General features: G+C 39.5%; 22 protein-coding genes. 2 read left to right on the plus strand and 20 right to left on the minus strand.

What is annotated here, in order from left to right; genetic code table 11:
• Complete coding sequence (radA, locus tag FNT16_RS15190; protein ID WP_143872378.1) at positions 1 to 1,362, minus strand: DNA repair protein RadA; 1,362 nt, start codon at positions 1,360 to 1,362, stop codon at positions 1 to 3.
• A 118-nt stretch (positions 1,363 to 1,480) separates the two neighbouring features.
• Between radA and FNT16_RS15195 the strand changes: the two genes are divergently transcribed.
• On the plus strand, positions 1,481 to 3,997 hold the full coding sequence (locus tag FNT16_RS15195; RefSeq protein ID WP_143872379.1) for a PilZ domain-containing protein: 2,517 nt from the start codon (positions 1,481 to 1,483) through the stop codon (positions 3,995 to 3,997).
• Positions 3,998 to 4,031: 34 nt separating this feature from the next.
• Here the strand turns inward: FNT16_RS15195 and serB are convergent, their stop codons facing one another.
• Positions 4,032 to 5,072, minus strand: a complete 1,041-nt coding sequence (gene serB / locus FNT16_RS20855; RefSeq protein ID WP_246072240.1) for a phosphoserine phosphatase SerB — start codon at positions 5,070 to 5,072, stop codon at positions 4,032 to 4,034.
• Between the two features lie 105 nt (positions 5,073 to 5,177).
• Here serB and FNT16_RS15205 point away from each other — a divergent pair, with 105 nt between their 5' ends.
• Positions 5,178 to 5,750 carry an AhpA/YtjB family protein gene (locus FNT16_RS15205; RefSeq protein WP_143872380.1) on the plus strand — a complete coding sequence of 191 codons (573 nt, stop codon included), beginning with the start codon at positions 5,178 to 5,180 and terminating at the stop codon, positions 5,748 to 5,750.
• A gap of 2 nt (positions 5,751 to 5,752) precedes the next feature.
• Here the strand turns inward: FNT16_RS15205 and tsaA are convergent, their stop codons facing one another.
• The 18 genes from tsaA to FNT16_RS15295 form a co-directional block, all read right to left on the minus strand.
• Positions 5,753 to 6,454 (minus strand): tRNA (N6-threonylcarbamoyladenosine(37)-N6)-methyltransferase TrmO, encoded by a 702-nt coding sequence (tsaA, locus tag FNT16_RS15210; RefSeq protein WP_143872381.1) that lies wholly within the window; start codon positions 6,452 to 6,454, stop codon positions 5,753 to 5,755.
• A gap of 23 nt (positions 6,455 to 6,477) precedes the next feature.
• Positions 6,478 to 7,677, minus strand: a complete 1,200-nt coding sequence (bamB, locus tag FNT16_RS15215) for an outer membrane protein assembly factor BamB (protein WP_143872382.1) — start codon at positions 7,675 to 7,677, stop codon at positions 6,478 to 6,480.
• A complete protein-coding gene (locus tag FNT16_RS15220; RefSeq protein ID WP_143872383.1) occupies positions 7,677 to 8,306 on the minus strand; it encodes a YfgM family protein in 630 nt (209 codons plus the stop codon). Before FNT16_RS15220 ends, bamB begins: the two co-directional genes overlap by 1 nt.
• 10 nt (positions 8,307 to 8,316) lie before the next feature.
• Complete coding sequence (gene hisS / locus FNT16_RS15225; protein WP_143872384.1) at positions 8,317 to 9,591, minus strand: histidine--tRNA ligase; 1,275 nt, start codon at positions 9,589 to 9,591, stop codon at positions 8,317 to 8,319.
• Between the two features lie 101 nt (positions 9,592 to 9,692).
• The gene (ispG, locus tag FNT16_RS15230; RefSeq protein ID WP_143872385.1) at positions 9,693 to 10,811 is read right to left on the minus strand and encodes a flavodoxin-dependent (E)-4-hydroxy-3-methylbut-2-enyl-diphosphate synthase; all 1,119 of its coding nucleotides are present in this window, start codon (positions 10,809 to 10,811) and stop codon (positions 9,693 to 9,695) included.
• A complete protein-coding gene (locus FNT16_RS15235; protein ID WP_143872386.1) occupies positions 10,804 to 11,328 on the minus strand; it encodes a helix-turn-helix domain-containing protein in 525 nt (174 codons plus the stop codon). Before FNT16_RS15235 ends, ispG begins: the two co-directional genes overlap by 8 nt.
• The gene (pilW, locus tag FNT16_RS15240) at positions 11,325 to 12,134 is read right to left on the minus strand and encodes a type IV pilus biogenesis/stability protein PilW (protein ID WP_143872387.1); all 810 of its coding nucleotides are present in this window, start codon (positions 12,132 to 12,134) and stop codon (positions 11,325 to 11,327) included. Before pilW ends, FNT16_RS15235 begins: the two co-directional genes overlap by 4 nt.
• Positions 12,118 to 13,242, minus strand: coding sequence for a dual-specificity RNA methyltransferase RlmN (rlmN, locus tag FNT16_RS15245; RefSeq protein ID WP_143872388.1), 1,125 nt, complete (start codon positions 13,240 to 13,242; stop codon positions 12,118 to 12,120). Before rlmN ends, pilW begins: the two co-directional genes overlap by 17 nt.
• Positions 13,243 to 13,332: 90 nt before the next feature.
• On the minus strand, positions 13,333 to 13,761 hold the full coding sequence (gene ndk / locus FNT16_RS15250; RefSeq protein WP_143872389.1) for a nucleoside-diphosphate kinase: 429 nt from the start codon (positions 13,759 to 13,761) through the stop codon (positions 13,333 to 13,335).
• Positions 13,762 to 13,862: 101 nt separating this feature from the next.
• The gene (fdx, locus tag FNT16_RS15255; RefSeq protein ID WP_143872390.1) at positions 13,863 to 14,201 is read right to left on the minus strand and encodes an ISC system 2Fe-2S type ferredoxin; all 339 of its coding nucleotides are present in this window, start codon (positions 14,199 to 14,201) and stop codon (positions 13,863 to 13,865) included.
• A gap of 3 nt (positions 14,202 to 14,204) precedes the next feature.
• Positions 14,205 to 16,070, minus strand: a complete 1,866-nt coding sequence (gene hscA, locus FNT16_RS15260) for a Fe-S protein assembly chaperone HscA (protein WP_143872391.1) — start codon at positions 16,068 to 16,070, stop codon at positions 14,205 to 14,207.
• A gap of 20 nt (positions 16,071 to 16,090) precedes the next feature.
• Positions 16,091 to 16,609 carry a co-chaperone HscB gene (hscB, locus tag FNT16_RS15265; protein ID WP_143872392.1) on the minus strand — a complete coding sequence of 173 codons (519 nt, stop codon included), beginning with the start codon at positions 16,607 to 16,609 and terminating at the stop codon, positions 16,091 to 16,093.
• A gap of 20 nt (positions 16,610 to 16,629) precedes the next feature.
• Complete coding sequence (gene iscA / locus FNT16_RS15270; RefSeq protein WP_143872393.1) at positions 16,630 to 16,953, minus strand: iron-sulfur cluster assembly protein IscA; 324 nt, start codon at positions 16,951 to 16,953, stop codon at positions 16,630 to 16,632.
• Between the two features lie 15 nt (positions 16,954 to 16,968).
• Positions 16,969 to 17,349 (minus strand): Fe-S cluster assembly scaffold IscU, encoded by a 381-nt coding sequence (iscU, locus tag FNT16_RS15275; protein WP_143872394.1) that lies wholly within the window; start codon positions 17,347 to 17,349, stop codon positions 16,969 to 16,971.
• Positions 17,350 to 17,367: 18 nt separating this feature from the next.
• Complete coding sequence (locus tag FNT16_RS15280) at positions 17,368 to 18,582, minus strand: IscS subfamily cysteine desulfurase (protein ID WP_143872395.1); 1,215 nt, start codon at positions 18,580 to 18,582, stop codon at positions 17,368 to 17,370.
• A 36-nt stretch (positions 18,583 to 18,618) separates the two neighbouring features.
• Positions 18,619 to 19,125 carry a Fe-S cluster assembly transcriptional regulator IscR gene (gene iscR, locus FNT16_RS15285; protein ID WP_143872396.1) on the minus strand — a complete coding sequence of 169 codons (507 nt, stop codon included), beginning with the start codon at positions 19,123 to 19,125 and terminating at the stop codon, positions 18,619 to 18,621.
• Positions 19,126 to 19,283: 158 nt separating this feature from the next.
• Complete coding sequence (locus tag FNT16_RS15290; protein ID WP_143872397.1) at positions 19,284 to 20,252, minus strand: GGDEF domain-containing protein; 969 nt, start codon at positions 20,250 to 20,252, stop codon at positions 19,284 to 19,286.
• A 201-nt stretch (positions 20,253 to 20,453) separates the two neighbouring features.
• Positions 20,454 to 22,079, minus strand: a complete 1,626-nt coding sequence (locus tag FNT16_RS15295) for an alpha-amylase family glycosyl hydrolase (RefSeq protein WP_143872398.1) — start codon at positions 22,077 to 22,079, stop codon at positions 20,454 to 20,456.
• Between the last annotated feature and the right edge of the window lie 266 nt (positions 22,080 to 22,345).

Consider the following 22,345-nt stretch of genomic DNA (forward strand, 5'->3'; position numbering starts at 1 on the left):
TTATATCGCCTCTAACGCTTCACTTAGTTGTGAAACACCAATAATACTCATTTCACCAATAGATTGTTTAGGGGCGTTTTGCTTTGGCACAATGGCTTTCTTAAAACCGTGTTTTGAGGCTTCCTTAAGCCGCTCGATACCGTTTTGCACGGGTCTTATTTCACCAGACAAACCGACTTCACCAAATACCACTAAATCCTGCGGCAAAATGTGATTTCTAAAGCTTGAAACCAAGGCCAGCAACAAGGCTAAATCGGCTGAGGTTTCAGCTACTTTTACCCCGCCAACAACATTTACAAATACATCCTGATCGCCCAACTGAATTCCGCCATGTCTATGCAGGACGGCGAGCAACAACGCCATGCGGTTCTGTTCTAAGCCTACTGCAACTCTTCTTGGGTTACCGAGCTGAGAATGATCTGCTAATGCCTGAATTTCGACCATTAATGGTCGTGTACCTTCCCAGATAACCATGACCAAAGAGCCGGAAGCTGGGACATCAGCTCGCGACAAAAATATTGCAGAAGGGTTCTTTACTTCTTTCATCCCCTTCTCTGTCATGGCAAAAACACCGAGCTCGTTGACCGCACCAAAGCGGTTTTTATGACTACGTAGTGTACGATATCGGCTGTCTGATGAACCATCTAATAATATAGAACAATCGATACAGTGCTCTAAAACCTTAGGGCCTGCCAAACTACCATCTTTGGTTACATGGCCAACCATAAAAACTGCAACTTGATTTTGTTTAGCGTAGCGGGTTAAAAACGCAGCTGATTCTCTAACCTGAGATACGCTGCCTGGCGCCGATTGAACATCTGTCATATGCATGACCTGAATAGAATCGATGACTAATATTTGCGGTTTCATCTGTCCAGCCAAGTGGCAAATGGACTCAACATTTGTTTCTGATAAAAGTTTGAGTTTGTCTTTGGGCAAGCTAAGCCTATCAGCGCGCATCGCAACTTGCTGTAGAGACTCCTCCCCAGTGACATATAAAACGTTCATAGACTGCGCTAATTGACACATAGTCTGTAATAAAAGCGTACTTTTACCCGCTCCTGGCGACCCCCCTATTAAGACCGCGGAGCCTGGCACGATTCCGCCACCTAAAACCCGATCAAATTCATTAAATCCAGAACTGATTCTGGGTACCTCGGCTAACTCTATGCTATCCAAGGTTTCAATTTTTGCTATGGTTTCGCCTGCGTAACCACTTAATCTATCATTGTTAGATTTAGATTTCGTTACTCTGAATTCACTAATGGTGTTCCATGCTTTGCATTCATTGCATTGCCCCATCCAACGTGAGTAATCGGCACCACATTCATTACAAACCCAAGCTGTTTTTGATTTTGCCACGATTTATTACCAAAATATTTCCCCATTTCAGAAGTTTACATTAAACTTATTGGGTGATTAAGCGATATATAATTAAATTCTTTAAAGATATCATTGATATCCACTACTATAAGTAAGTATGACAAAAACAGATCCGACACTAGCCGAATATGGCCCAATAATAGAAAAACTAAAGCCGACCATCAAATCGCCTGATTTTGATCTAGTGTTAAATAATGTTGCATCTGATATCCCTAAGCCTAAGCGATTTTTAATTAAAATGGAGCTGAAACGGCTATCGGCGCCTAGCTCGCGGAGAATAGATTTAAGAGGTATGGTCGATGGGGAATGTAGCGAGTTTGAATTTAATGGCATCGCTCACTATCTCGATGATAACTCGATAGAACGCTTTCAAAAAGGTATCGAAACCTACGGTTGGTATTGCACCGGCGTTTATGAAGACATTATGCAAAGTGTCACCAATCAAAAGCGTCAAGCATCGGCTAATAATAGTGCTCAAGAAACGCAAGCAATGAGTACAACTGAGCATGGTACTATCTCAGTCTATCCAGCTTCAGCCATTCATTTTGGAGAACGGCATCTGCGTAGTGAAGAGCGAATGAACTATTCAATGCAAGTTGAGATTGAAGCCAGTTTAACCGATCTTTTTAAAGCAGTAACAACGGATATTTCTGTTAGTGGGTGCCGATTGAAATTACAAAAAAAATACCCACTGCAAGTCGGACAATTAATTTATATTAAATTTTTAGGTTTAGAAAAAGAGTTTGCGTTAGGCCTAAAAGACAAAATTCAATACAAAATCACCAATATTGAAGAGAAATCAGGTTATATATATCCGAAATGCCAGCGAACCTATGATTTAGAAACCCATTCGTTTGATGAATTTTTATCTAATTTTATAAATGGAAATAAGCGGCGCTACAAGCTGAATTTAGATAATACAGTGAGTGCTATCATTAACAAAGGGTACGAACAATATTATTTACCGCGCATAACTTCACTTCCGGTCTTTATCAACCAAACGGATAATAATCTGTTACAAGCATCCATGATGCTAACCAATGATAATAATAAAAAAATTAGCGGTCAGTGGCTAGATGAAAATAACCAAAATTGCTTAGCTCAACTTTTATCACACGAACGTCTCTCTGCTTTGAGTCAAACAAACGGCACGGTCAAAGAGACCATATTTTACGGTTTTACACATATCGCTAAAGGTCGAGTTTATTTCTATTCTGCAAGCATTGATGAACTAAACGAAAACCCTGAACTTAAGCGCGTGTTTTTAGCATTTGGTAGTAGTAAAAAGCATTGGATGGTGTACCGCGTGCAAATGATAGAGGTGAAGCCTGAGCAAGCGCATTTGCCGCTCACACTACCCAAACCGAGTAAAACAGATGCTAAATTTACGCGTGATCATAAACCCCCTTCCCCGCGTGTATTGAGTCATATTAGTAAAATAAAATATGTTCTGTTAATGACTGAACTAACAACAGAGCTCGCTAAAGAACAATATCAAAACAATAAATTTGAGCTCACTGAGGTTAACAATCTAAAAATATTTGGTCATAGTAAAACTGAAAAAGTACCCAGCATCGAAGAAGTTGCTTTTAGGTATGTCAATTTAAGATCGCAAACACGTTACCTCTATAAAACCAGTGTCGTATTATCTACCGACTTTATTGATAAACAGGCATATACCAAAGATTTTTCGATAAGTGGTATGCAGATTGAATGTGGCGATTCTATTAATGTTGATAGATACGAAAAAATCAAAATTGCGTTGCCGGATCTACAACAAGTCTCGGCAAAGTTTAAATTAAAAAATTTGATTTACGAAGTTGTTGGTTTTAACAAAGCAAAAACCATTGTGCATTTAAAGGCATTTGAGGAAAGAGGCAGTGTCCATACAGGTAAGGCATTTTTCGAACAACTTATCGATAAAAATAAAAATAAATTAAAAGCGGCATTTATGGGAAATGTTGTACCTGGTCTAGCCGAAGCCCTGCGTAATATATATGTTCAAAGTGCTTTGAACACGGCATTTTTTATTCATAAACGCGGTATTCGCCACGAATTAAAAACGATTGGTCACTCAAGCACTCCTAATCCGGTTATTAATATTTTTAAGAGTGATCATGAAGCTGGATATAATCTGTATCCGATGCTAAGGAATAATTATTTAAGCACCTTCATTATAAACATTCTAAGAAGACTACAACGACACTCTCACCCGATGCATGAAGATTTGCTGGTGAGAGTCAAGTTAAGTGAAACTAATGTCGTTGAACGGTTTGAGAGCATTTTAGCATCTGAGATGCGAAACGATTCAGCGCGACGCATTTTTATTCAAAAAGCGACTCAGAAAAATATATTATTTTTTGCTTTACGAATTTTCATTTCGCGTACTGGGCGTCCAGATACTGATTTTATTGCATCTGAATTATCGTATGTAAGTCAATACGCTATCCATAAGGCAAAGCAGCTCGAAGAAGAGTTATGGTCTGTCACTGGCGTTGGAGATATTGTTGATATTACAGAGGAAGTTTTAACACGTTATGCATTTAAACAAGAGATTATCGACCAGCAAATGCAGCACAGGTATGCTGTGCTGCAAAATTCATTAGACAACTAACACAAATAACCACAACTAATGGGTCTAAAATTTTTTATTTCAGCATATAAATCAACGCGTCTAAACCATAGTGGTTAATGGCTACATCCGCTTTTTGTTGCACGATTGGTTTGGCTTCAAAGGCGATACCTAGTGCGGCAGCTGCCATCATGGTTAGATCATTGGCGCCGTCGCCCATCGCTATGGTTTGCGTTTGTGAAATATCAAACTTTTCCGCCAACTCGCCCAATGTTCTGGCTTTAACATTTGCGTCAACAATTTCACCGACTACTTCCCCCGTTAATACACCATTTTCTATTTTTAATGTATTCGCGACCGCAGCATCTAAATTCAATTGTTGTTTTAATTTATCTGCAAAAAAAGTAAAACCACCAGACGCAATGGCAACTCGCCAATGATGCTGTTTTAAACAATCGATGAGATGTTCAAGTCCGTGCATCAAGGGCAGATTATTAGCGACAGCGTCCAGTACACTGACGTCGCAGCCGGCTAATTTTCCGACTCGGCCTTTTAAACTTTCGGCAAAATCTAATTTCCCCTGCATTGCTAACTCAGTCACTTCCGAAACCTGCTGACCAACACCTGCCAGTTTTGCAATTTCATCAATACATTCTATTTTGATAGTCGTTGAATCCATATCCATCAACAATAAACCAGGCTGTTGTAATGTAGGACGTTCGCTGAGTTGCCATAACTCACATTTTTTTTCACTGGCCCAACTGTGTAACTTATTAAATAGATCTGCAGGAATTTTTGTTTGTGCCGGCCAGGCTAAAGCTGTTGTTTCAAACCCTTCATAATGCAGGACACGGACCCCTTTATCCTTTGCTAAATAGGGTTTCAAAGACTCGCTTATATAAGCAAAGTCTTGTGTTGAAAACGCATTTCCATAACAAATAACCTCACAGCCACTAGGTGTTTTCTGATTTGCTTCTAAACGATATTCTAGACTATTATCTGGGTTGAGGTTTAATGCAGCGTGTTGGAGATCTGGTTTAACTTGCTCATACAGACCACGGGCAAAATGTGTATACTTTGTATCGACATCTGCAGTATAAATATTATATTGGCTCACTAATTTAACTCTTAAAAACGAACAATTATGTGTATTGTACTGAATCTTAAAATATAATTGTATCTTTAAACAAGCCAATTCTAATTAAGGTATGTATCCCCCCTCATGGAACAAGTTCAGGAATCTGCAAAAATACAAAAGCGCTGGATTATTAGAAAACTGATACAAGCGTTCAGTGGCTTTGCGCTTATATTCATTGCATTAATATTTTGGTTTCGCTATGAAAGTGAAGTCGCCACGTCTTTTAATAAAAGCAACTATCAAGTCGCGCATGCGCTCGCAGATTTAATTGCCGCGAGTTTCCCGCATGAATATTTTAGCGACACTCCTGAAGCGTACCATTTAACATCTTTTACTGATAATGACTGGGTATATGATGCAAGTATATATGACGATAAAGGCAATGTGTTACACAAAACAGAAGCTGCACATTCGATTTTACAAACAACAGCACTAGAGCAAACTGAAGGGCTGCAAACGCTCGCAATTGTAAAAGAAATTTTTAATGAAAATGGAGATTTATTGGGATATTTACGCGTTACCGTAAATACAGATCAACTTACTCATTATCAGGCCAATTTTGTTGATATTACCAGTTCTACTACTCGTTTTTTGTTTTTCTTAATTGCGCTGGCCAGTTTATTTATGAGTCGAGCATTTTTTAAAGGTGAAGATTAAAGTTATTGGATTTCAGTCACATAACAAATGTCGTTTTTAACATACCACTTTACGTTCCAATCTACTATGTGCATACCATATATACGTTCTTCTGTATTAGTTTTATGAAAAGCAGGCCTAGGATCTTGAAGTAAAACCTCAGTTAAAAATGCCGAAAACTCTGGATAAACCTGTTCGCATTGCTGTAACACGATATTAAGCTCGGATGAAAAAACGACCTTTTGTAATGGTTCAGGTGCTTCGCTGGCAAATGCGCTGCTTGCAGTCATTTGATTATCTGCATAGGGAATAAAGGGTTTAATATCGATGATAGGGGTGCCATCAACCAAGTCTAATCCACTGATTTGCAGTACAGTATCTCGACCTTTAATGTCAATGGCCTCTAACTTGACACAAGATAATCCGATTGGATTTGCGCGAAATGGGCTTCTGGTCGCAAAACATCCCATCTTTTTATTACCTCCTAAACGAGGCGGCCTTACCGATGGGTTCCAATCGCTTTTTAGCGCTTTATCAAAAACAAACATAAGCCAAATATGGCTATAGTTTTCTAATCCGCTAAATGCTTCTGGGGTATTGTATGGCGAAGTAAAAACAATTTGCCCTCTGGCTTTTGTAACCAAATTAGCTTGCCGTGGCACAGCAAACTTTTCTTTATAGGGCGAGATTACTCGCCCTATCACATTAAATGACCATGTTTCCATTTGTCGCCAGTATCGGAATTATTTTAGTTGAGCTTTAGTGCGACTATTTCACCGTCTCTTGTTTGAATATAAGCAATATCGTTTTCAACAATCGGTTGAGCCAATAGTGCATCCGTACTAATTTGGCGTACGTAGCTTAACTTACCTTCTTCTTTATCAAACAAGTAAATATAGCCTTCGAAGTCTCCAACTAAAACATAATCACCTAAGATCGCACCTGCTGTAATATGCCGATTTCTGAGTTGATTATTTGACCAAAGCTCTACACCGGTACGTGCATCAACTGCATATAAGATGCTTTTATCATCACTTAGAATGAGCTTGTTTGCATCCAATACCATGTTTTGATAACCACGATATTCACGTTTCCAGGCCAATCTAGCACTCCGAATATCTACCATGCCTAATGATCCGCCTGCAGATAAAGCATATAAATTAAAGCCTGAAATAATCGGTGTTGCATCTATATCGGCGATTCGAGCCAGTTCAGTCGCGCCTTGCGGTTTAGCGATAGGGACTTCCCAGGCAAGTTGACCGTTTTGTGATGCATAAGTCATAACTTTACCGGTAGCACCACCAATAAAAACGCCACCTTGTGCATAGGCTGGAGACGATGCCCCGCGAAGGGTAAGCGATGGAACATCAGCAATTGAGCTCCATATTTCTTTACCGTCATTGGCGTCTAAAGCGACTGTGGTTCCTGAACCTAGGTGTGCAATGACCTTACCTTCTTCTGCAATAGGTGCAGATAATACTTCACCATCGACAGACACACGCCAAATTTCATGACCATCTTCAACACTTAACGCAACTATTTCACCATTTTCGGTGCCAACAAATAGTTTTTCATAAGAAGCGACGAGTCCAGAGACACGACTCTCAGGTGAAGTATTAAAACCAAGCCAAGACAAATAACCTTCACTTGGTGGTCGAATATCCACTTCCCACACTTGTTTACCCGTGTCTGCTGCAAACGCTACGACAGCTCCAGTACGATCTGCTGCAAAAACTTTATCATATCCCCAAGTTGGTTTTAAACGAGAATAATAACTTTCGACACCGTCAGCTACCGATTTACTCCAAATCACTTGAGTGTTAAATGTGTTTTTGATTTCGGGTCTATCCGCAGGCAATAGATCTGGATCTTCATCATTAGAAGCACAGGAAACCAAAACAATGGATAACAAACAAGCTTTTGTTAATTTGCTTAACGACACTGTCATTACAATGCAACCGTACCATTTGAAACGGCTAAGTTATCTAATTTCATTTTTAATGCTGGGTTAGCCGTTAACCCACCATTGTCTGCAGCCAGTTGATAGGCGGTGCGTGCTTTGTCTTTGTCATTTTTTTGTAAATGAATATCACCTCTAATTTCTGCAAACTGAGCGGTAAAAGCTTCGGTATTAGGCTGCCCTACCAAAGCCAATGCTTCTTCACTTTTTTCAAAGGCGATTAAAACTCTTGCTAAACGCACAGTCGCTAAATCTTGCAACGCTAAATCACTGGTGTTTTTTGTAACCCATTTTAGTTGATCGGCTGCTTGTTGGTATTGTTGTTCAGCGACAAAACTTTTGGCTAATTTAAATGCTGCCAAAACAGCAAATCCGCTGTCTGTATTTTCCTGAATGTAGGATTCAGCAGCCTTTTTATCTAGCTGTTCATTGGACTCAATTTTGCTATATGCTAAAGACTGAGCTTCTAGCTTTTCAATTTGTTTATTTTGAAAAACTTTATAGCCGTATATACCGCCCAAACCTAACACACTACCGACAATAATAGCTGTACCATATTTTGACCAAAACTTTTTGATCGCTTCAACTTGTTGTTCTTCTGTAGAATAAATTTCCATGACTGTCCCCTTACAGCACTTGCGATAATGTGCTCGTTAATTCTGATTGAGCTATTGTTTGTTGTTGTTCTTGACTACGCAGAGGCTTTATCGTCACTTGGTTTGAATTCACTTCTTCTTCACCAAATACAAGCGCTAATTCTGCACCACTTTTATCTGCTTTTTTAAACTGTTTTTTAAAGTTTCCACCACCACAATTAAGCTGGATGCGTACGTTTGGAATTTGGTCTCTTAATGTTTCGATGAGCGCGGGGACTTTTTGTTCGGCCAAATCCCCCAACATAACGACATAAGCGTCTACAGGCTTACGTACGTCTTTGTCTAGACCCAATGTTTCCATCATCAAGACGAGGCGTTCTATCCCCATGGCAAATCCCACTGCAGGTGTCGCTTTGCCACCTAACTGTTCAACGAGCCCATCGTATCGACCACCTGCGCATATCGTGCCCTGAGCGCCTAAACTTTCGGTTATCCATTCAAAAACAGTGTAGTTGTAATAATCCAAGCCGCGCACGAGCCTTGGGTTAACAGTGTATTCGATACCTAAAGCGTCTAAACGTTCACACAATTTTTCAAAATGTTGAGTGGATGCTTCACCAAAATAAGCTTCTAGCTTAGGTGCATCGCCTAATATTGCTTGAACATCTGGGTTTTTAGAATCTAAAACGCGTAGCGGATTGGTCAACATTCGTCGTTTTGAATCTTCGTCTAGCGCTGCTTCATGTTTTTGCAAATATTCAACTAATGCGGCACGATAGGTTGCACGTTCTTCATTAGAGCCTAAAGAATTGATTTCTAATCTAACTTTATCGAGAATGCCAAATTGCTTCCAAAAACGAGCCGTCATAGCAATTACTTCTGCATCTATATCCGGCCCATTCATGCCAAATGTTTCTACCCCAAATTGATGAAACTGGCGATAGCGCCCTTTTTGCGGTCTTTCATGGCGAAACATCGGCCCCATATACCACAAGCGTTGCACTTGGTTATAGAGTAGACCATGTTGATTACCGGCTCTCACACAACTGGCTGTACCTTCGGGTCGTAAAGTTAAACTATCCCCATTACGATCTTCAAAAGTGTACATTTCCTTTTCAACGATATCTGTTACTTCACCAATTGAGCGCTTGAATAATTCAGTCATTTCAACGATTGGCATGCGAATTTCACTATATCCATAGCTACTTACAACATCACGTAATACATTTTCTACTTTTTGCCATACGGGTGTTTGTTCTGGTAAACAATCGTTCATGCCACGAATCGCTTGAATGTTTTTTGACACGCTATATTCCTGCTTTAAAATTTATTTTTACTGCATCCCAAGTATCAGCAGCCAAGAAGCGCAAGATTATAGGCAACTTGGCAGCAAACGTAAAATGGGTGTTAACTAATATTTTGAATTTTGATGCGTTTAGTTTCATCTGCTTTATTCACTTTTGCGCGAATATGGCGTTCTAAAGTATCGACTATATCTGAATTATCAATACGTTCTTTTTGTCTTTCACCATCCAGATAAAAACCACTTTTGTTTTGTGCGCCTGCTAAGCCAACATCTGAAACGAGCGCTTCGCCGGGGCCATTTACAACGCAACCGATAACAGACACTGTTAAAGGTTCAACAACATCTTCTAATCTTTGTTCAAGCTCATTAACGGTTTTTATAACATCAAACTCTTGCCTTGAACAACTTGGGCAGGCAATGAAGTTTATTCCTCTAGAACGAATACGCAATGATTTAAGAATGTCATAGCCTACTTTCACTTCTTCTACTGGGTCTGCCGCCAATGAAATTCTCAAGGTATCGCCAATCCCTTCATTTAATAGGATACCAAGCCCTATTGCAGATTTAACTGCGCCGGTTCGTGCTCCGCCAGCTTCTGTAATACCTAAATGTAGAGGGTTATCAATTTGTTGCGATAATAGACGGTATGAATCAACGGCTAAAAACACATCAGATGCTTTAACACTCACTTTAAATTGATCAAAGTTGAGCCTATCCAAAATGTCGACGTGGCGCATTGCAGATTCTAATAAAGCGTGTGCTGTTGGTTCTCCATATTTTTCTTGAATGTCTTTTTCTAAAGAGCCACCATTAACGCCAATGCGAATCGGGATATTTTTATCCTTCGCACAATCAACAACTGCTCTAATTCTATCTTCGCGCCCAATATTACCGGGGTTAATTCGCAAACAATCAACGCCATACTCCGCCACTTTTAAAGCGATACGATAATCAAAGTGAATATCAGCAACAATTGGAATATCAACTTTTTGCTTTATTAAGCGAAATGCTTCAGCGGCTTCCATCGTGGGAATGGAGACGCGTACGATATCCGCACCGGCTTGCTCTATTCGTTTAATTTGAGCCACAGTCGCTTCAACATCTGTTGTTAAAGTATTTGTCATTGTTTGCACTGCGATAGGCGCATCACCACCTACAGGGACTTTGCCAACCCATATTTTTTTGGTTAACTTTCTTTTAATAGGAGATTCACTAAACATAAGAATACGGACTCAGTTGATAATAAGGTTCATGTGTTAAATTAAATTCAATGCTATTCGCCGCATGGTTAAGCGAAATGGTCTCTGTCTGTTCTAAGTTTTCTCTTTGCCACCACCAAACGACAATCAAAGCGACCACTATAAATAAAATTAAATAGGTGACAAACATCAGCCTATTGTCATGTGCTTCTTGTTTTGTGCGCTGAGAAAAACTTTTTAATTTAGTCTGCGAATGATGCTCAACAGGTTGCTGCTGATAAAACATTTGGAGCAATTCACTTTCATTTAAAGCAAGCAATTTAGCATAGGCTTTTATATAGCCTTTGGTGTAAGTTGCGACTGAAATCTTTTCAAAATCATTTGCTTCCAAAGCTAGGATGATATCTTTTTTAAGATTTAGGCTATCTGCGACATCTTGCTCAGATAATCCTTGATTAACTCGGCTTTTTTTTAACACGTCACCTAAAGTTATATTTTCTTCTTTAGGCTCAACCTCCGGGTTTATGATTTCATTCATTGTAACAAAGCCTGCCTAATTTGATTCGCTTGGGGAGAAGAAGAATATTGAGTTAAAATTCTTCTTGCGTATTCGTTTGCCACACGTTTTTTATCGAGTTTTTTAGCTATTTGGTAGCCCTTTAAATACAACTCTGCAGTTGCAGTTGTATAGGCCTCTAACTGCTGAAAAGTTTCAAGTGCTTTTTGCCAGTTTTCTTGCTGCTGGTAAATATCTAAAAGTACATTTAAAGACTTGTTGAGCCTAGGGTTATAGCCAAGAGCACTGTCTAGATAATCAATCACGTCAGGATAAAGTGATGTGTCACCAGTGTCATACAAACATAAACCAAGATTTTCATAAGTTTGTGCAACGCGGATATAACTGTCAATTTCTAAAGCTTGCAAAAACATTTCACGCGCTTTGGTTACTTTGCCTTGGTCGCACAAAAAAGCACCATAATTATTGAATGCATCACCATTATTGCTATCTAGCTCAATGACTTTTTGATACGCCTTTTCTGCTTTTTCAGTTTCTTTAACAACTTGATAATAATAAGCCATTGAATAATGTGCTTCTGCCATATCAGGGGCGAACTCAAGTGCTTTGTCTAAATTAAATTTGGCTTGCGCGGCATTGCCTTTTTGCAAGTATGTCAGCCCCAAGGCAATACGGTTTTTAGCTGCCTCTATAGGCGTTGATTTTTTTTCAATAAATGGTTTATCAGAGCCAATATATGATTTTTGACTCACACATGCAGGTAAAACAGCACATAAGACTAAGCTGATCCCGAGTCTTGTATATGTGTTTTTAAACCATTTTAACATTCAGGTTTTGACCTTTTTGTTGTTTTTTCAAAATACGCTTAGTTCTATCAACCACGTCACCGACTAACTGCCCACAGGCTGCATCAATATCATCGCCACGAGTTCGTCGTACTACCGTGGTATAGCCATATTCCGTTAGAACCTTGGCAAACCTGTCAATGCGGGAGTTACTTGAACGCCCGTACGGATTATTTGGGAACGGGTTAAACGGAATTAAATTAATTTTTGATGGTGTATCTTTTAATACTTTTGCCAACTCATGTGCTTGATCGGTACTATCGTTGACATGATCTAGCATCACGTATTCAACTGTTACTTTTTCGTTTGCTTTAGAATCTTGAATATAGCGTCGAGAAGCTGCTAAAAAAGCCTCTATATTGTATTTTTTATTGATCGGCACTATTTCATCGCGTAACGTATCATTTGGCGCATGCAAAGATATCGCCAGCGCTACGTCTACTTTTTCTTTTAATTTATCTAATGCGGGAACGACGCCTGAAGTGCTCACTGTAACCCGGCGTTTTGATAAACCGAAGGCTAAATCATCCATCATAAGTTCAAGCGAGGGTACCAAGTTATTTAAATTAAGCAAAGGTTCCCCCATACCCATCATAACAATATTAGTAATAGGTCTCTTATGAGTAACTTTAACAGGTCCTATGTCTTTGGCTACACGCCATACTTGTCCGATGATTTCTGCGACAGATAAATTACGGTTAAAGCCTTGTTGTGCGGTAGAACAAAAAGTGCATTCTAATGCACAGCCAACCTGACTTGAAACACATAATGTTGCGCGCTCCCCATCAGGTATCCAAACCGTCTCAACTTCCTGTCCACCAGCCAATTTCATTGCATATTTAATCGTTCCATCAGAACTGGCTTGGCGCACTGCGATCTCAGGGCCTTCAACCACACAAAGCTCTTTAAGTTTGGCTCTCAATGCTTTGCTGAAATTACTCATTTCATCAAAATCATCCATGCCGTAGTGATAAATCCATTTCATCGCCTGATCAGCGCGAAAAGATTTTTCACCCAGTGATGCAAAAAATTCGCGCATCCCTTCTCGGTTTAAGTTGAGTAAATTGATTTTAGATTTTTCAGCGGACATCAAAGATTACCTATACTACAAATTGGTTGGCAATTTTACGGGATTCCCAGCCGAATGCAATCTCAGAGAGTCAACTGGCGTACAATCAATCTAATAGCTGTAGACTTGAGTGTCAGGGAAAAAATACGCAATTTCGCGCGCTGCGCTTTCAGGACTGTCAGAACCATGAACAGCGTTATAGGTTACAATTTCTCCGCCGAAGTCTGCTCTTAAGGTTCCCCTTGCTGCGGCAGCTGGATCCGTGGCACCCATAATCTCACGATATGCATTGATTGCATTTTCGCCTTGCAAAGCAATAACAACAACAGGAGCTGAGGTCATAAAGTCAACTAAGATTTCAAAAAAAGCTTTACCTCTGTGCTCTTCGTAAAAACCTTCTGCTTGCTCTTTAGACAAGTGAACCATTTTTAAACCTGCAACTTGCAAGCCTGCTGTTTCTAAACGGTTGATGATTTGACCTATGTTGTGATTAATTACAGCATTAGGTTTAATGATAGAAAGGGTGCGTTCTATAGCCATAAGTTCAGTCCTTAATTACTATGTTCTGCACCATCATAACAACAAAATAATTGAAAAACTCCTTTTTAATCAATTTATTTCGTTAATTTTTAGTAAGAAGATTAGTGATTTTCACTGACCATGTTAATGGTATATTTAGGAATTTCGACAACTAAGTCTTCGCCTGCTACACAGGCTTGGCAACTCAACCTAGATTCGGGCTCTAATCCCCAAGCTTTATCTAGCATATCATCTTCTAATTCGTCACTTTCGGCTAACGAATCAAAACCTTCACGAACAACTACGTGACAGGTTGTACAAGCACACGACTTTTCACAGGCATGTTCTATATCAATTCCATTGCGAAGCGCGACATCTAAAACAGTATCACCATCTTGAGCTTCGGCAACTGCACCATCTGGGCATAATTCTTCGTGTGGTAAAAAAATGATTTGTGGCATTGTTTATATCTCGTCTACTTGTTGACCTTGCAAGGCTAAACGAATAGATTTATCCATTCGAGCCGCAGCAAATTCCTGACTATCATGGTCTATTTTTTCAATTTGAGCTTTTATGGCATCTGCATCTGAGCCTTGACATAAAGTCGCAAGTTGATCTAGTGAACCTTTTAAAGATTGATATTCTTCGGCAGATAGCAAGTCTTTATCTTTTGTTAATGCATTATTTAATGATTCCAGCATGCGTTGTGCTTCGACAACTTGTTCAGCCAACCTTCTCGCTTCAACATCGTCTTGCGCATATTCTACAGAAGATTTTAGCATTTCCAATATTTCAGATTCTTCTAAACCATAGCTAGGTTTAACTTGGATACTGGCTTGCACACCGGTTGATTTTTCCATCGCCGTTACAGATAACAAGCCATCTGCGTCAACTTGGAAAGTGACTCGAATATGTGCTGCACCAGCTGCCATTGGCGGAATATCTCGAAGTTCAAAACGCGCTAACGAACGACAATCTTTAACCAGTTCACGCTCTCCCTGTACTACATGCACAGCCATTGCAGTTTGACCATCTTTAAAGGTGGTAAATTCCTGCGCTTTAGCAACAGGTATCGTGGTGTTACGTGAAATGATTTTCTCACATAGTCCACCCATGGTTTCTAGCCCTAGAGATAACGGGATCACGTCTAAAAGAACCATGTCAGAATCAGGCTTATTACCAATTAGTATATCTGCCTGTATACTCGCGCCAATCGCAACCACTTCATCTGGATCGATTGAGCTTAAAGGCTCTTTAGCAAAAAATTCAGCCACCTTTTGTCTAACTAATGGCACTCGAGTTGAACCACCGACCAAAACTACATCTTTTATTTCAGCAGTTTTAAGCTGTGCATCTTTTAGCGCTCTGCGACAGGCTATCAAAGTTCGTTTAACTAATGGTTCAATCAAGCTTTCGAATTGCGTTTTTGTCAACTCGAGATTAACTTCGTTATTATCATCTAGCTTGAAATGTATCTTAGTTAAATCGCTACTTGATAAAGCTTCTTTAGCTGCTTTAGCATGCTCTTTAATCACTCTGCGCATTCGAGATGAAAGTACGGTGGGTAACTGGCAGTTTTCTTTGATCCAGTCAACGATTGCCTGATCTAAGTCATCTCCGCCTAACGCTGAATCACCTCCAGTAGCCAGTACTTCAAATACACCTTTCTCTAATTTCAGGATTGATATATCAAAAGTCCCGCCGCCTAAATCAAAAACGGCAATTTGTCCTTGCTGCTTAGAATCTAAACCGTAGGCAATTGCTGCCGCAGTGGGTTCATTTAGTAAACGCAGCACTTTTAATCCAGCAATACGAGCAGCGTCTTTAGTACACTGCCGCTGGGCGTCATCAAAATAGGCAGGTACTGTGATAACAGCACCTTGAATCTCATCTGCTAAGTTATTTTCAGCTTGTTTTTTAAGGGCTTTTAAAATGTCTGCCGAAACTTCGATAGGAGATTTTGCACCGCCTGATGTTTGAATTCTAACAAGCTCTTTAGATTCCCCAATAAACTGATAAGGTAATTCAGGGTAAGTTTTAAGCACATCGTCTAAAGAGCGCCCCATAAACCGCTTCACGGATACTATGGTATTTTCCGGTTCGCGCTCGGCAGTTTGTAATGCTTTAGCGCCTACCTCGATATCGTCTTTCAAATAACGAACAACGGATGGCAACATCTTTTGTGAGAATTCATCGGCAAGGGTTTGTGCCTCACCACTTCGTACAGTCGCAACCAGTGAATTGGTTGTTCCCAGATCAATACCAACCGCAATTCTTCTCTGATGAGGGGCTTCTGTTTGACCTGGCTCTGAAATTTGTAATAAAGCCATTAAATTTAACCTGATTTAATTTAAAGTTGACCAGATTGGTCTTCTAATCGTTCAAGTTCAGCTTGAAGTTTGACAATAAATTTTAATTTTCGTAACGCTGATGCAGCTTCCTGATGATGTGCATTACGCAAATCTCTGGATATTTTTTCTTGTAATTCGACTTGTTCTGCGCTCAAAGTGTCTTCGAATTCAATAATCGCGTCATAAGGTTCGGTCATATCGCTTATTTCTTCTAGGTGTTCACGATATTCCATTTGCTGCATCAAAAAAGAAGGGTCTTTTATCGTTGTCGTTTCATGGCTTATATCTAAACCATTCTCTTTGAGAATATATTCAGCTCTTGAAACAGGGGATTTGAGCGTTGTATAAGCGTCATTTATCTCTGTCGCTTTTTTGAGCGCCAACAATTTTTCGCTTTCTGAACCAGAGGCATACTGATCTGGGTGAAATGCTCGCTGCAAGTCACGATACTTCTGTGACAACAGCGATACATCTATATCGAAATCGGGCTTTAAGTTGAAAATTTCAAAAAATTTCATTTAGTCAGCAAGCTTTTCATTTATACGTGGAAGCTTTCGCCACAACCACATTCGTCTGTAACGTTAGGGTTGTTAAACTTAAAGCCTTCATTCAACCCTTCTTTGGTAAAATCTAACTCTGTACCATCCAAGTACAACATAGACTTAGCATCAACAATTATTTTGACACCATTTTCTTCAAAGATTTGGTCATCCTCATTTAATTCGTCAACGAATTCGAGGATGTAAGCCATACCTGAACAGCCAGAAGTTTTTACACCAAGACGAAGCCCTATCCCTTTACCTCGGTTTTCTAAAAAGTGTTTAACTCTTTGTGCAGCTGGTTCAGTTACACTAACGGCCATGAATTTACTCCAGTTTTATTTACGCTTAGCTTTGTAATCTTCAATTGCAGCTTTAATTGCATCTTCAGCCAAGATTGAACAGTGAATCTTGACCGGTGGCAATGCAAGCTCTTGAGCAATATCAGTATTCTTTATACTCGATGCTTCGTCTAAAGATTTACCTTTAACCCACTCTGTTACAAGCGAACTAGAAGCAATCGCTGAGCCACAACCGTAGGTTTTGAACTTGGCATCTTCAATTACACCCGTATCAGAAACTTTAAGTTGTAATTTCATGACGTCACCACAAGCAGGCGCACCTACCATACCAGTTGCAACACTTGGATCATTCTTGTCGAAGCTACCCACGTTTCGTGGATTTTCGTAATGATCAATTACTTTATCACTGTAAGCCATAATTTAATTCCTCACTTCTTAGTGGTGTACCCAATCAACTTTAGATAAGTCGACACCATCTTTAAACATCTCCCATAACGGAGACATTTCTCTTAATTTCTCAATAGCATCCTGAATAACGCTAATTACGTAATCAATTTCTTCTTCTGTTGTAAATCTGCCGATGCTGAATCTAATAGAACTGTGCGCCAATTCGTCATTGCGCCCTAAAGCACGTAAAACATAAGAAGGCTCTAAACTGGCTGACGTACAAGCAGAACCAGAGGACACTGCCATATCTTTTAACGCCATAATCAATGATTCACCTTCTACAAAGTTAAAACTTACATTTAGATTACCAGCAACACGTTGCTCTAGATCACCATTGATATAAACTTCATCTAACTTTTGTACACCGGCTAACAATTTGTTGCGCAGCGCCATGACTCGTTCGTTTTCACTTTGCATCTCTTCTTTGGCGATGCGAAACGCTTCACCCATACCGACAATTTGGTGTGTCGGTAAGGTACCTGACCTGAAACCACGCTCATGACCACCGCCATGCATTTGTGCTTCTAGTCTAATTCTAGGTTTACGACGAACGTATAAAGCACCAATCCCTTTTGGACCATATATTTTATGTGCTGAAAATGACATTAAATCCACTTTCAATTCAGTCATATCAATGTCGACTTTACCCGCACTTTGCGCACCATCAACATGGAAAACCGTTTTGTTTGCACGACATAATTCACCAATGGTTTTAATATCTTGAATGACACCAATTTCGTTATTAACGTGCATCACACTAACCAATACAGTATCTTCGCGAAGTGCAGATTTGAAAACATCTAAGTCAATCAAACCATCTTCTTTAACGTCAAGATAGGTTACTTCAAAACCTTGACGCTCTAGTTCACGACATGTGTCCAGAACGGCTTTGTGTTCAGTTTTGACCGTTATAATATGTTTACCTTTTTTCTGGTAAAAACGAGCCGCACCTTTAATCGCTAGGTTGTTTGACTCAGTAGCACCTGAGGTAAATACAATTTCACGTGGGTCAGCATTTAGCAGATCAGCAATTTGGCCGCGCGCGATATCGACTAACTCTTCAGCTTGCCAACCAAAACGGTGTGAGCGTGACGCGGGATTACCAAACACGCCATCAGGTGTTAGACACTGCATCATTTTCTCAGCGACACGCGGGTCGACTGGAGTGGTTGCAGAATAGTCAAGGTAAATAGGTAACTTCATTTATTTCTCCGCGTACTAAATTTGTAATAATTTGGCTTAAATCTGAGCGTCAGCATCAATTTCATCTAACGAAATTTTTCCAAGGGCAAATGCAGAATGGGTTTGTTGTTTTTTATTTTGTCTTTCTGCAACTAACTTAACTTCTTGTTTTTCAACAAGCTCCTGTAAGGTGATTTCATTTAAGAAAGTTGCAATTCTATCACTTAATTCACGCCATAAACTATGCGTAAGACATTGCACACCACCTTGACAGGCCTCTTTTCCCTGACAGCGGGTCGCATCTACTGATTCGTCCACTGCAACGATAATTTGACCAATCGAGATATCATCTAGTTTTCGACCGAGTTGATAACCACCACCTGGCCCTCGAACACTAGAGACAACACCTTGTTTGCGTAATCGTGCAAACAGTTGTTCGAGATAACTTAATGATATGTCTTGACGTTCTGAGATGTCAGCCAGTGGTACAGGTCCACTTTTAGCGTGTAAAGCAACGTCTAACATTGCGGTTACCGCATATCGGCCTTTTGAAGTTAATCTCATATCTTATCTCAATTACCCAATTCAACATGCATTATTATCTATTACCTGAGTAATTTAGTCAAGTATAAGCCTGAGTAAAACACTCAAGTTTATAAAGGGTAAATGATGTGGCTGGAATTTTAGCGCGGAAAGTATAACCTCTGCGTTTAATAGTGCAACTAAGAGGTTGCTAAATCATTATTTAATGTAACTTGTATAAAGCTTGTTGGTTCATTATTTGTGCATGTGCTTGATTCTATGATACAGTTTCTGCCCTGCTTTTTTGCTTGATATAAAGCTAAATCTGCTTGATTTAAAGCTTGCTCAAATGCAAAACTGTCGTCTAATTGTTTAAGTCCTATCGAAAGAGACTTCTCAATTTTCAGGCCATCTACTGCAAATAAACTGTCATAATACACTTTGTGTATTCTTTGTGCTACGCGTCGTGCCGTTGTAATATTTCCTTTGATCACGACTAAAAACTCTTCTCCGCCAAACCGAAAAGCGTAATCAACCTCTCTAATTTCGTTTAAAATTGTCCTAGCGGCATGTTGAATGAGTTTATCCCCTTCCAAATGTCCATAAGTATCGTTGAAGTGTTTGAAACGGTCTAAATCAATCATCGCCAGTGTATGAGGGCTTTGCTCTAGGTGCAAAGATTGCAGCCTCGTTTTGAATTCATCATTTAAAAAACGTCTGTTATATAAATGTGTCATTGGATCGGTATTGCTAACCGAGGTTAAAGCTAATTTCTGCTCTTGTAGCAATTTAATCTGCTGTTTATAGCGCCCAGACCATTTAAATAAAGCAAACATGATAACCAAGACGCCAACGTTGTTAGCAGCATTTTCGAGAATTAAAGAAATGAATAGTGGTTGGATATTAATGACCTCATCTAACAGGTCATGCGTATGTCCACATAATAAAGACAATAAGCCGATAAAGAACATACTTGATTCTGAAGTTGTAGAGGCAAGCCTGAGGTTAACAAACAGCATCATGAAAATCACAATAATGGTAAACACTTCACTGCTTAGATCAAAAAAGTTTATCGCATTATTTTCTATTGGTTGGTTGGTATTCAGGAGGTGTATTGACCATCCAGTCAGTACGATAACAAATGCAAATAACGCTCGAACTCTCACCATCTTGATATTTCTCTTTAGCTAATGCAAATTTCGGTGTGGCTTTGATTGAGCTGTTATTGTGTCAAAGAAATATGACAGTTTTATTTTTTTAGTCGGGTTTATATTACAGGAAAATGACAGAGAATGGCCTGTGCTTTCATATTCATATTCACATCCATATGTAACCATTCTCTATTACTATCAATAAGTTAAAGGATTTATTTAAAGTAAGCCAAAGAAAACACCAAAGGGTTTTAAGCTTACTTCATTAAATTCAATTGAACTATGTTCAAAATTGCTTGGTGTTATGTTTTTAACGACAGACAGCTCACCTAGGTCGAGTTGTTTGTTACTGTTGGTAAAATTAAAACAAGCCAAAACCTGCTGCCCACATGCAGACATTCTTTTAAGTACTAGAACCTCTTTAGATATAGGTAAAAATTCAAGCTCTCCTGTAACTAAAGCGGGTTGCTCTTTTCGCCATTTCATAAATTGACGATAGGTGTTCAATACTGAATTAGTTACTCGTTCTTGATTTTTAACTGATTTAGTCAAATGTGCCGGAGATACTGGCAACCAGGGTTTTCCTTTCGTAAAACCGCCATTTACACAATCATCGTGCCAAGGCATCGGGGTTCGGCAACCATCGCGGCCTTTAAAAGTTGGCCAAAATTCAATACCGTATGGATCCTGTAAAGCTTCATAGGGAACCTCAGATTCACACAAGCCTAATTCTTCTCCCTGATACAAACATACACTGCCTCTTAAAGAGCAAAGCATCGCGGTAACCATTTTTGAAAATGCTTCGCTATTTGCGTTTCCAGCCCATCGACTAACGACCCGTGATACGTCATGATTTCCAACAGCCCAACATGGCCAGCCATCCCCTAAACTATTTTCGAGTGTCTCAACTGTATTGCGCACATATTCAACGCTAAAGTCTGGCGTAAGCAATTCGAAACTATAGGTCATATGCAACCTATTATTGCCTTTAGTATATTCGGCCATCGTTGCCAGTGAATCTTCTGATGCGATTTCGCCTAGGCTAACTGAACCCGGGTACCTGTTTAAAAGGGCTCTGAGGTGTTCAATAAATACAATATTTTCTGGGCGATCATTGTTGTAATAATGATATTGATAAGCGTATGGGTTATCTTCGCTAAATCCGCGCCCTGCTCTTTCATTTTCTGGTTTTGCTGGGTTATCGCGTAATTGTTGATCATGAAAACAAAAAGTAATCGCGTCTAAACGTAAGCCATCGACACCTTTTTGTAACCAAAATTCGATATTGTCCAAAACAGCTTGCTGTACTTCTGGATTATGGAAATTCAAATCTGGCTGACTGGTTAAAAAATTGTGTAAATAATACTGACGTCGTCTTGAATCCCATTGCCATGCTGGTCCCCCAAATATCGATAACCAGTTGTTTGGCGGCGCACCACAAGGTTTAGGATCGGCCCAAACGTACCAGTCAGCTTTTGGGTTTATCTTATCTTGTCGACTCTCTGCAAACCATTTGTGCTGATCGGAAGTGTGACTCAACACCTGATCTATCATAACTTTTAAGCCCAAAGCATGTGCTTTTTCAATGAGCTGATCAAAGTCGTCAATATCACCAAAAATTGGGTCTATTGCGCGGTAATCGCTGATGTCGTAGCCAAAATCTTTCATTGGCGATTTGAAACAAGGTGATATCCATATTGCATCTACACCCAAGCTTGCGATGTAATCAAGTTTTGAAATAATCCCAGGCAAATCGCCTATACCATCATTATTTGAATCCATTAAACTACGTGGATAAATTTGATAAATAGTAGCTCCACGCCACCAATCGATATTACTTGCCATGAGATTACCTCGGTAATGATTAATTCGTTATGACCTGCTCAAGGCCACACATTCTAAGCCCGTTTGACACATATAAATAGCTTTATTCAGTTGCATACGTTTGCAGTAAAGCCAACAAAATTCGAGTCTTTAAGCAATATTTAGATAGGCATTGTGATTGCAAATGTGAATATTATGTAGCAATAACGCATTGAATACGTATGCAGATGTTGTCGTTTTTTTAAATATATGACTAGTATTAACCCATGCTTGACTACCTTTGTTTT

Source organism: Catenovulum sediminis (assembly GCF_007289895.1).
Taxonomy (GTDB): Bacteria; Pseudomonadota; Gammaproteobacteria; order Enterobacterales; family Alteromonadaceae; genus Catenovulum; species Catenovulum sediminis.